Origin of the sequence: Streptomyces torulosus (assembly GCF_001419765.1) — a bacterium.
Taxonomy (GTDB): Bacteria; Actinomycetota; Actinomycetes; order Streptomycetales; family Streptomycetaceae; genus Streptomyces; species Streptomyces torulosus.
This window is the reverse complement of the sequence record NZ_LIRK01000146.1, coordinates 1-10,216: the sequence shown is the minus strand read 5'-3', so window position 1 is coordinate 10,216 and position 10,216 is coordinate 1. Positions and strand designations below refer to the sequence as shown.

Sequence of the window (10,216 nt, the reverse complement as noted above, 5' to 3'; positions counted from 1 at the left end):
GCTGATCGCGCAGTTCCCCGCGCCCCTGGAGGGTCGGGCCTGCGGCCCGCCCTCCCCCTGCACAGCACGGGGCGCAGCCCCGGTTGCTTTTCAGGGGCGCGGGGCGGTGACATATGCGGCTCCGCCGCGTGGGCGCGATCAGCCTCCACCCACCCGTAGATTCCCGGGGGCTTCGCCGGGCGCAGCCCCCCGCGGCATCGCGCGGGACGCGTGTCACAGCGTTGTTCGGTTCCATCGGGTGCGGCGTACACCTATGGTCAGGCCCATGTTCGCTGCCTACGCCGCCCGTATCGACCGTGACAACCCGCTCAACGGACTGGAGTTGGGCGACCGCCCGGCCCCGGAGTCCAGGCCCGGCTGGACCACCGTCAAGGTGAAGGCCGCCTCGCTGAACCACCACGACCTGTGGTCCCTGCGCGGCGTCGGCCTCGCCGAGGACAAGCTGCCCATGATCCTCGGCTGTGACGCCGCCGGCGTCGACGAGGACGGCAACGAGGTCGTCCTGCACTCGGTGATCGGCCAGAGCGGCCACGGCGTCGGCCCCAAGGAGCCCCGCTCGATCCTCACCGAGCGCTACCAGGGCACCTTCGCCGAACTGGTCACCGTCCCCACCTGGAACGTCCTCCCCAAGCCCGCGGAACTCTCCTTCGCGGAGGCCGCGTGCCTTCCCACCGCCTGGCTGACGGCCTACCGCATGCTGTTCACCAACGGCGGCGTCCGTCCGGGTGACTCCGTGCTCGTCCAGGGCGCGGGCGGGGGTGTCGCCACCGCCGCGATCGTGCTCGGCAAGGCGGCCGGCCTGCGGGTATACGCCACCAGCCGGGACGAGGCGAAGCGCAAGCGGGCCCTGGAACTCGGCGCGGTCGAGGCGCTGGAGTCGGGCGCTCGGCTGCCGCAGCGCGTCGACGCGGTCATCGAGACCGTCGGCGCCGCCACCTGGTCCCACTCGGTGAAGTCCCTCCGCCCCGGCGGCACGCTCGTCATCTCCGGTGCCACCAGCGGCGACCGCCCCTCCCACGCCGAACTCACCCGCATCTTCTTCCTCGAACTGAAGGTCGTCGGCTCCACCATGGGCACCAAGGACGAGCTGGAGGACCTCCTCTCGTTCTGCGCCGCGACGGGCGTCCGCCCCGTCATCGACGAGGTGCTCCCCCTCGACCGTGCCCGCGAGGGCTTCGAACGCCTGGAGTCCGGCGACCTCTTCGGCAAGATCGTGCTCACCAACCCCTGACGGCTCGCCCTGCTGAGCGAGCGACACCACGGCCGGCCCGGCTCCTCGGGCCGGCCTTCGTCATGTCAACCAACATTGACAGCAGTCCTGCGTCAACGTAAGTTGACAGCATGACCGAAGCAACGGATCTCGCCGAGCGGGCCGGCGACCGCGACCCCCGGATCGGGTTGCGGGCCGTCGCCGCGCTGCGCCGGCTGCTGGAGCAACTGGAGTCGGTACAGGTGCGCAGCGCGCGCAATCAGGGCTGGTCGTGGCAGGAGATCGCCACGGAACTCGGTGTGAGCAGGCAGGCCGTGCACAAGAAGTACGGGAGGCATTGATGTTCGAACGGTTCACGAAGGGTGCCCGTGCCGTGGTCCTCGGCGCGGTCGACCACGCGGAACGCTCCAGCGCCGACAAGGTGACCGAGGAGCACCTTCTGCTCGCCCTGCTGGACCGTCGCGCCAGCCGTGCCTCGTTCGCCCTCGCCTCACTGGGTCTGGCCGACAACCGGGGCTCCGTCGAACAGGCCCTCGCCGACGCCCGCCGACGGGGCGGCCTCACCCGCGCCGACGCGGACGCCCTGTCCGACCTCGGCATCGACCTCGCACGGATCGTCTCCCGCGTCGAGGAGGCCCATGGCACGGGCGCGTTGGAGCCGGGGCGGCGCCGGGACGACAGTGGTGCCGACGGTGAGGCCGGCGGTGCTGGTGACGGCGACGGCAGCGGAGGCGAACGGTTCGGCCGAAGGGGTGGTGGGCGCGGCGGCAGCAGCGGGCGCGCTCGTCGCTCGGGCCACCGGCCCTTCACCCGCGACGCCAAGGACGTGCTCACCCGCTCCCTCCGTGTCGCCCAGTCCCACAGCGACCGTCACATCGGCGACGAGCACATGCTGCTCGCCCTCGCCGCCCGCCCCGGAGTCCCCGCCGAGGTTCTCGCCGACCACGGAGTGACCTACGAGTCCCTGGAGCGTGTGCTGTACGGGGCGGGGGAGGCCAGGGCGAGTTGACCGCGGGGAGAGGCCCCGCCGTGCGGTGTGGGCCTCCTCTGTCCTCGCCGTTACCCCTTGGTCGCCCGCAGTGCCGCTCCGATGTGGGCCGCCGCCGTCGACAGGTGACGGCGGGCGTCGCGGAGCTGGTCCTCCGTGACCCCGTGGTCGCGGGCCGCGTCGCGGATGTCGTCGCGGAAGCGGTCCAGGAGCCGGTCGAGATCGCGGGCCGGGTCGCCCGTGGGGGCCTCGTGCACCCAGGAGGGTTCATAGGCGCCCGGGAAGTCCTCCGGTGTGGTCGAGTAGTCCGGCTCCCAGGCGCCGGAGCCGCCCCTCGCGCCGCCCGCGCTCACGTCCTCGCTCACGCCGGCCTGCGTGCCCGTGCCGGCCTCCGCCTCCGCCGTCCTGCCGGGCCCGCCCGGCGCCGTACCGGGCCCCGTGGCCGAGCCGGTGCCCGAGCCCGAGCCCGTCGCCCCCGCCGTGTCCGGGCCGGACCCCGCGCCCGGGCGTCCGAAGCCGAGGTCCTTGCCGAACTCCTTCCCGAAGTCCTTCCCGAACTCGCCGAACTCCTTGGCCAGTTCCGTCAGTCCCTCGCGGACCCCGGTCGGCCAGTCGCCGCGGGAGAAGTGGTCCTGGACATGGTCCTGGACTCGCTTGGCGATGCGCTGGAGCTCCTCCTGGGCCTGGGTGCGCGCCCGCTCCTGTGCCTCCTTGGCCTGGCGGCGGGCCCGCTGGGCCTCCTCGCGGGCGCGGCGGCTCTCGTCCTTGGCTCGCCGGGCCTGCTCCTTCCACTCCTGCTTGACGCGGCGCATCTCCTCCTTCGCCGCGTGCCACGCCTCCTTGTCGGCCTGCTCCCCGAACTCCCCGAGCGGCCCGTGCTCCCCGGTGCCGGCCCCCGGGGCCTGGCGTGCCGCGGAGGCCGCCGCCCGCATCTCGCGGCGCAGGTCGCCCGCCGCGCCCCGTACGTCGGCCCGGATCTCGGCGGCCAGCTCCGCCACCGACTCGCGGATCTCCAGCTCCAGGTCGGCCAGTTCTCCGCTGCGGTCGGCCAGTTCGGCACGGCCCGCGTCGGTGATCGCGTACACCTTCCGGCCGCCCTCGGTGGTGTGGGTGACCAGGCCCTCCGCCTCCAGCTTGGCGAGGCGGGGGTAGACGGTGCCGGCGGAGGGCGCGTACAGGCCCTGGAAGCGTTCCTCCAGCAGTCGGATCACCTCGTAGCCGTGGCGCGGAGCCTCGTCCAGCAGCTTCAGCAGATACAACCGCAGGCGTCCGTGGGCGAAGACGGGAGGCATGTCAGAGCACCTTCTTGTCGGTCGTGCTGGGGCTCGTGCCGTCGGCGGGGCCGTCGGGCGAGGAGCCGGTGGTGCCGTCGGGGACCGGGTGGCCCGTGAGGGCGTCGGACGGCTCGGCGGCGGCATCGGCAGTCGCATTGTCGGTCACGGCGCCGGACGGCTCGGTCGGCGGGGTGTCCGGCCCGGCCTCGCCGGCGGTCGCGCCACCGTCCGCCGGTATGTCGGCACCGGCGCCCGCCAGCCCTTCGGCCCCGGCACCGGCGTCGGCCGTCCCGGAGGCGCCGCCCCCCTCGCCGGCGGTCTCGTCCTCGTCCCAGGGCTCGTCCTCCGCCGGGGGCCTGCGCAGGAGCGCGATGGAGCCGGAGATGGTCGTGGCCTTCAGGCGGCCGTTGCCCCGGCCGAGCCGGCCGGTGATCTTGTGGGCGCCCCAGGGGCCGCTGACGCGGAGGTCCTCGAAGGCGTTGGAGATGGTGCCGCTGGCGGTGTTGGCCTCGATCTCGGCGTCGGCGGGGTGGGGGAGGCGGATGGCGATCTCACCGGAGACACTGGTGAGGCCGACCTCGGTCGGGCCGCCCACCGGGTCGAGGTCGAGGATGATCGAGCCGCTCACCGAGTCGGCCTTCAGAGTCGGGCAGGATCCCTCGATGACGGTCAGGTCACCGGAGACGGAACTCAGGCGGAGATCCCCGGTGAGGGCCTGCGCCTCCACGTTCCCGGAGACCGTCGTCGCCCGGACGGGTCCCGACAGGCCGACCAGGGTGGTGTCGCCGGAGATGCCCTTCACCTCCGTCCGCCCGTCCACCCCCGAGATGACGGCCGTGGCGCCGACCGCGCCCACCTCGACGCGGGTGCCTGCCGGAACGGCGAGGGAGACCAGCGCGGTGCGGCGCCAGCCCTTGCGGTCGAGCCACTTCAGGAAGCCCTTCCACGGCAGGTCCTCGTACGCCACGGTCAGCGTGCCGTCCTTCTGTGTCACCGTCAGGGGCGGGCCCTCCAGGTCCGACACCTCCAGACGGGCGGAACTCTCGTCGGTGCCCACGACGTTCACCGTTCCGTTGACGACGCGCACCTGGAGCGCCGTCACCGGTTCGTCGAATGTGAGCTTCCGTGGCTCGGCGACGGACCACTCGGACATGTGCTGACCCCCAATGACAAGCCGACCTCATGACGGACCGGCCTTGCGAGAGACCGACCCTCGCGGCAGACCGACCTCGCGAAAGACGGACCTCATGGCAGACCGAACAGGACTGTGCAACGCGCCATATCGCGTCTCACGTCATTCACGATATATCGCGCCCACCGGAAGTCAAGACACCCGTTCTGGTGATCCCGCGGTATGAACCTGGGCAAATCGCCCTAGCGTGGGGGTCATGTCGACGGAAAGCACACCGGGATCCCCGCGACCCCGACCCGCGCCCGCAGCCGGTGCGCTGCTGCTCTGCCGCGCGGACCGGGAATCCGTCGCCTCTGTCGCGCAGCTCCTCGGGGAGCGGATGCTGCTCACCTCGGCCGGCCCCGAGTGGAGCGCCCTCGTGCCCGAGGGGAAGCCCTGGCTGCGGGGAGGGGAGCCTGTCGACCGGGTGCTGACCGGTTGGGCCACCGCGCTCGCCGTCGGCGCTCCCTGGCCCGTCCTGGCCCTGTGGTGGGACGCGGACCGCGGCGGCTACACCCTGGCCGCGGGTTTCCGCCGCACCGTCGGCTACGTATGGCTCGCGAACGGCACCCCGGTCGGCGAGGACGAGGCGATGCGCACGTTCGCCGCGCGGCTGGGCCTGGACCCGGTCCTCGACGCGCGGCCCCTCTACGACCTCACCAAGGCGGACCCGTCGGCGGACGCCCGCGCCCGGCTGCTGGGCCTGCTCGCGGTCCTGGCCCGGGCGGGTGTGGCCCTCCCGGCCGGTCTCACACCTGGTGAACCCGCGGACCGTCTCCGGGAGGTCGCCCGCGTCCAGCCCGACGCCCAGCGCATCGAATGGACCGGCTGGCGCGGAGCGGTCCGCATGGAGCTGGACGCGCTGGAACGCGGCCGTCTCGGCCCCTGGCTGCCCTGGGCGGGCACGTCACGGGCCCGCGCGCTCGCCACCGCGCAGCTCCTCGCGGGCCTGCCCCTCACGGCCTGGGGCCTGCGCCGCCGCAGCGGCGGCTGGACCGCGGCGGGCGCCCTTCTGGTCACCCACGGTGGCCTCGGCCTGATGTACGACCTCTCACGCCCCCGCGACTGACCCCGCCGCGCCACTGTCCCTTCGCCGCGACCGACCGGGGAACCTACTCGTCGTCCTCGTCGTCGAGGCGCGCCAGCCAGGTCGCCAGCCGCTCGACCGGCACCTCGAAGTCCGGGTTCAGGTCCACGAAGGTCCGCAGCTGCTCGGCGAGCCACTCGAAGGTGACCTCCTCCTCGCCGCGCCGCTTCTCCAGTTCCTCGATGCCACGGTCCGTGAAGTACATGGGTCAAGGATAAGTGCGGGAAAACGGCCGGGCCGCACCCCTCGGAAGGGGTGCGGCCCGGCCGCGTACGGATGCCGTCGAGGGTGCTTACGCCTCGAACACCTCACGCACGAGCTGCTCCTGCTCCGCCTGGTGCCGCTTGGCCGACCCCACGGCGGGGGACGAGCCGTGCGGGCGGGAGATGCGGCGCAGACGCTCGCCGTGCGGGACGTCGGCGCCGACCGCCAGATCCAGGTGGTCGATCAGGTTGAGGGCGATGAAGGGCCACGCGCCCTGGTTCGCCGGCTCCTCCTGCGCCCACAGGTACTTCTCGGCGTTCGGGTACTTCTTGATCTCGGCCTGGACCTCGGCACCCGGCAGCGGGTAGAGGCGCTCGAGGCGGATGATCGCCGTCTCGGCGGCCGAGGGGTCCGTGGCGCCGCGCTTCTGCCGCTCGGCCTCCAGGTCGTAGTAGACCTTGCCGGCGCAGAACACGACCTTCTTGACGGCGGCCGGGTCGACCGAGTCGTCGCCGATGACCGGGCGGAACTCGCCCGTCGTGAACTCCTCCGCCTTCGACGCGGCGGCCTTCAGACGCAGCATCGACTTCGGGGTGAAGACCACCAGCGGCTTGTGGTGCGGGTTGTGCACCTGCCACCGCAGGAGGTGGAAGTAGTTCGACGGGAGGGTCGGCATGGCGACCGTCATGTTGTTCTGCGCGCAGAGCTGCAGGAACCGCTCGGGGCGGGCCGAGGAGTGGTCCGGGCCCTGGCCCTCGTAGCCGTGCGGGAGGAGCAGGACGACGCCGGAGGTCTGGCTCCACTTCTGCTCCGCCGACGAGATGAACTCGTCCACGACGGTCTGGGCGCCGTTGACGAAGTCGCCGAACTGCGCCTCCCACATCACGAGCGCGTCGGGGCGGGCCAGCGAGTAGCCGTACTCGAAGCCCATCGCCGCGTACTCGGACAGGAGCGAGTTGTAGACGTTCAGGCGCGCCTGGTCCTCGGAGAGGTACATCAGCGGCGTGAACTCCTCGCCCGTCTCACGGTCGATGATCACCGCGTGACGCTGGCCGAAGGTGCCGCGCTGCGAGTCCTGGCCGGCGAGGCGGACCGGGGTGCCCTCCAGCAGCAGGGAGCCGATGGCGAGGGTCTCGCCCATGCCCCAGTCGATGGTGCCGTCCTCGACCATCGACGCCCGGCGCTGGAGCTGCGGCAGCAGACGCGGGTGGGCGGTGATGTGGTCCGGGACGTTGACCTGGGACTCGGCGATGCGCTTGACCACCTCGGCCGTGACCGAGGTGTTCACCGAGACGGGGAAGCCGTCCTGCGGGTCGTGGGACGGGGCGGACGCCGGCTGCGACGTCGCCTCGCGGACCTCGGTGAAGACCTTCTCCAGCTGGCCCTGGTAGTCCTGCAGCGCCTGCTCGGCCTCTTCCAGGGTGATGTCGCCGCGACCGATGAGGGACTCGGTGTAGAGCTTGCGCACCGAGCGCTTCTTGTCGATCAGGTCGTACATCAGCGGCTGGGTGAAGGCCGGGTTGTCCGACTCGTTGTGACCGCGGCGGCGGTAGCAGATGAGGTCGATCACCACGTCCTTGTTGAACGCCTGGCGGAACTCGAAGGCGAGCCGCGCGACGCGGACCACGGCCTCCGGGTCGTCGCCGTTCACGTGGAAGATCGGGGCCTCGATCATCCTCGCCACGTCCGTCGCGTACATCGACGAGCGGGAGGACTCGGGGGCCGCGGTGAAGCCGACCTGGTTGTTGATGACGATGTGGACCGTGCCGCCGGTGCGGTAGCCGCGCAGCTGCGACATGTTCAGGGTCTCGGCCACCACGCCCTGGCCCGCGAAGGCCGCGTCGCCGTGGAGGGCCACCGGCAGGACGGTGAAGTCCGTGCCGCCCTTGTTGATGATGTCCTGCTTGGCGCGGGCGACGCCCTCCAGGACCGGGTCCACCGCCTCCAGGTGCGAGGGGTTCGCGACCAGGGAGACCTTGATCTGCTCGCCGTCGAGACCGGTGAAGGTGCCCTCGGCGCCCAGGTGGTACTTCACGTCGCCGGAGCCGTGCATCGACTTCGGGTCGAGGTTGCCCTCGAACTCGCGGAAGATCTGCGCGTACGACTTGCCGACGATGTTCGCGAGGACGTTCAGGCGGCCGCGGTGGGCCATGCCGATGACGACCTCGTCCAGGCGCGACTCGGCGGCGCTGTCGATGACCGCGTCGAGCAGCGGGATGACGGACTCGCCGCCCTCCAGGGAGAAGCGCTTCTGGCCGACGTACTTCGTCTGCAGGAAGGTCTCGAAGGCCTCCGCCGCGTTCAGCCGGCGCAGGATGCGCAGCTGCTCCTCGCGCTCCGGCTTGGTGTGCGGGCGCTCGATGCGGTCCTGGATCCACTTGCGCTGCTTCGGGTCCTGGATGTGCATGAACTCGATGCCGGTCGTACGGCAGTACGAGTCACGCAGGACGCCGAGGATGTCGCGGAGCTTCATCAGGGACTTGCCGGCGAAGCCGCCGACCGCGAACTCGCGCTCCAGGTCCCACAGGGTGAGCCCGTGCTCGGTGATGTCGAGGTCGGGGTGCTTGCGCTGGCGGTACTCCAGCGGGTCGGTGTCGGCCATGACGTGGCCGCGGACCCGGTAGGAGTGGATCAGCTCGAAGACGCGGGCGGCCTTGGTGACGTCGTCGTCGTGGCTGGCGTCGATGTCCTTGAGCCAGCGGACCGGCTCGTAGGGGATGCGCAGGGCCTCGAAGATGTCGTCGTAGAAGCCGTTCTCGCCGAGCAGCAGGTTCGCGACCTGGCGGAGGAACTCGCCGGAGGCGGCGCCCTGGATCACCCGGTGGTCGTAGGTCGACGTGAGCGTCATGACCTTCGAGATGCCGAGCTTGTTCAGGGTGTCCTGGCTCGTGCCCTGGAACTCGGCCGGGTAGTCCATGGAGCCGACGCCCATGATCACGGACTGGCCGGGCATCAGACGCGGCACGGAGTGGACGGTGCCGAGGCCGCCGGGGTTGGTCAGGGAGACCGTGACGCCGGTGAAGTCGTCCATCGTCAGCTTGCCGTCGCGGGCGCGGCGGACGATGTCCTCGTAGGCCTGCCAGAACTCGAAGAAGTTCAGCGTCTCGGCCTTCTTGATCGCCGCGACGACCAGCTGGCGGTCGCCGTTCGGCTTGACCAGGTCGATGGCGAGACCGAGGTTGACGTGCGGCGGCTTGATGAGCGTCGGCTTGCCGTCCTTCTCGCCGAAGGACCAGTTCATCGACGGCATCGCCTTGATGGCCTGCACCATCGCGTAGCCGATCAGGTGCGTGAAGGAGATCTTCCCGCCCCGGGCGCGCTTCAGGTGGTTGTTGATGACGATGCGGTTGTCGAAGAGCAGCTTCACCGGGACGGCGCGCACGGACGTGGCCGTGGGCAGCTCCAGCGACGCGTTCATGTTCTTCGCGACGGCGGCGGCCGGGCCGCGCAGCGTGATCAGCTCGGGGCCCTCGGCGGAAGCGGCCGGCGCGGCCTGCTTCGCGGGGGCGGCGGCCGGCTTCGCCGGCGCGGCGGCCGCGGGCTTCGCGGTGGCCGGGGCCGGGGCAGCGGCGGCGGGCTTCGCGGCGGCCGGAGCGGGCGCGGCCGGAGCCGCGGGAGCGGCCTGGGCCGGGGCGGCGGGCGCCGCGGGCGTGGTGGTCGCCGCGGCCCCCTTCGCCGCATTACCCGCCGGAGCCGAGGCGGCGGCAGCCCCCGGCTTGTAGTCGGCGAAGAAGTCCCACCAGGCTCGGTCCACCGAGTTCGGGTCCTGGAGGTACTGCTGATAGATCTCGTCGACGAGCCACTCGTTCGGACCGAAGGCCGCGGCGGGGTTCTTACCCGCTTGGTCTGAGTCGGTCGAGATGCTCGAGTTACTGGGGGACTGTGGCGACACGGCGGCAACCGCCCTCTTCCGCTTCACAAGGTGATGGACAGCGGGAATAAAGGCTACGCCTCCGTGGCCGGGAAGGTCAGGTCGAGCCCCTTCATCGTCGCGTAAGTCACATCGGAATGCGTGTTTCGGGGCTGGAAATGGCGGGAAACAAGCGGGGTTCCGGTCCGGAACGGGTGTGGTGGGCACAGATCGGGCATGCGTCGGGCGGGGCCTGCGGCGATGAACGCGCGGCCGACCGGCTGAACGCACCTGATCACACGTGTCCGTCGGTGCGGATCGACCGTGGATCTTGTGGCTCCGGTTCGAACTTTACGTCAACTTGGCAGAGATGTAAGCCCTGGGAGGGTGAGCGAAATCTGGCAAGGGGGAGGGGATTCAGCCACGGGTGGG

The 10,216-nt window shown here is 71.4% G+C and carries 8 protein-coding genes; 4 read left to right on the top strand and 4 right to left on the bottom strand.

All coding sequences use genetic code 11. The features are described from left to right. The first annotated feature begins 265 nt into the window (after positions 1 to 265). The 3 genes from AOK23_RS11125 to AOK23_RS11115 all read left to right on the top strand — a co-directional run bounded on the left by AOK23_RS11125 (position 266) and on the right by AOK23_RS11115 (position 2,219). Positions 266 to 1,231, top strand: coding sequence for a zinc-binding dehydrogenase (locus AOK23_RS11125; RefSeq protein ID WP_055712578.1), 966 nt, complete (start codon positions 266 to 268; stop codon positions 1,229 to 1,231). Positions 1,232 to 1,341: 110 nt separating this feature from the next. Then, a complete protein-coding gene (locus AOK23_RS11120; protein WP_055513588.1) occupies positions 1,342 to 1,551 on the top strand; it encodes an RNA polymerase sigma factor sigma-70 region 4 domain-containing protein in 210 nt (69 codons plus the stop codon). After that, complete coding sequence (locus AOK23_RS11115) at positions 1,551 to 2,219, top strand: Clp protease N-terminal domain-containing protein (protein ID WP_055712577.1); 669 nt, start codon at positions 1,551 to 1,553, stop codon at positions 2,217 to 2,219. The genes AOK23_RS11120 and AOK23_RS11115 overlap by 1 nt, the downstream gene beginning before the upstream one ends. 50 nt (positions 2,220 to 2,269) lie before the next feature. Here the strand turns inward: AOK23_RS11115 and AOK23_RS11110 are convergent, their stop codons facing one another. Further along, positions 2,270 to 3,490 (bottom strand): PadR family transcriptional regulator, encoded by a 1,221-nt coding sequence (locus AOK23_RS11110; RefSeq protein WP_055712576.1) that lies wholly within the window; start codon positions 3,488 to 3,490, stop codon positions 2,270 to 2,272. 1 nt (position 3,491) lies between these two features. Continuing rightward, the gene (locus AOK23_RS11105; protein WP_055712575.1) at positions 3,492 to 4,625 is read right to left on the bottom strand and encodes a DUF4097 family beta strand repeat-containing protein; all 1,134 of its coding nucleotides are present in this window, start codon (positions 4,623 to 4,625) and stop codon (positions 3,492 to 3,494) included. Between the two features lie 235 nt (positions 4,626 to 4,860). Here AOK23_RS11105 and AOK23_RS11100 point away from each other — a divergent pair, with 235 nt between their 5' ends. Then, on the top strand, positions 4,861 to 5,712 hold the full coding sequence (locus AOK23_RS11100) for a hypothetical protein (RefSeq protein WP_055712574.1): 852 nt from the start codon (positions 4,861 to 4,863) through the stop codon (positions 5,710 to 5,712). Positions 5,713 to 5,755: 43 nt separating this feature from the next. On the opposite strand, the gene AOK23_RS11095 is transcribed toward AOK23_RS11100, so the two are convergent. Together AOK23_RS11095 and AOK23_RS11090 are read right to left on the bottom strand one after the other, a co-directional pair. Then, positions 5,756 to 5,935 carry a DUF6104 family protein gene (locus tag AOK23_RS11095; protein ID WP_003992906.1) on the bottom strand — a complete coding sequence of 60 codons (180 nt, stop codon included), beginning with the start codon at positions 5,933 to 5,935 and terminating at the stop codon, positions 5,756 to 5,758. 87 nt (positions 5,936 to 6,022) lie between these two features. Then, on the bottom strand, positions 6,023 to 9,826 hold the full coding sequence (locus tag AOK23_RS11090) for a multifunctional oxoglutarate decarboxylase/oxoglutarate dehydrogenase thiamine pyrophosphate-binding subunit/dihydrolipoyllysine-residue succinyltransferase subunit (protein ID WP_055712579.1): 3,804 nt from the start codon (positions 9,824 to 9,826) through the stop codon (positions 6,023 to 6,025). Positions 9,827 to 10,216 lie beyond the last annotated feature (390 nt).

Bases quoted from the DNA above. Each gene is read 5' to 3' on its own strand.
- AOK23_RS11105 (WP_055712575.1), bottom strand. From the start codon at position 4,625: ATGTCCGAGTGGTCCGTCGCCGAGCCACGGAAGCTCACATTCGACGAA.
- AOK23_RS11095 (WP_003992906.1), bottom strand. From the start codon at position 5,935: ATGTACTTCACGGACCGTGGCATCGAGGAACTGGAGAAGCGGCGCGGC.
- AOK23_RS11125 (WP_055712578.1), top strand. From the start codon at position 266: ATGTTCGCTGCCTACGCCGCCCGTATCGACCGTGACAACCCGCTCAAC.
- AOK23_RS11115 (WP_055712577.1), top strand. From the start codon at position 1,551: ATGTTCGAACGGTTCACGAAGGGTGCCCGTGCCGTGGTCCTCGGCGCG.
- AOK23_RS11100 (WP_055712574.1), top strand. From the start codon at position 4,861: ATGTCGACGGAAAGCACACCGGGATCCCCGCGACCCCGACCCGCGCCC.
- AOK23_RS11120 (WP_055513588.1), top strand. From the start codon at position 1,342: ATGACCGAAGCAACGGATCTCGCCGAGCGGGCCGGCGACCGCGACCCC.
- AOK23_RS11110 (WP_055712576.1), bottom strand. From the start codon at position 3,490: ATGCCTCCCGTCTTCGCCCACGGACGCCTGCGGTTGTATCTGCTGAAG.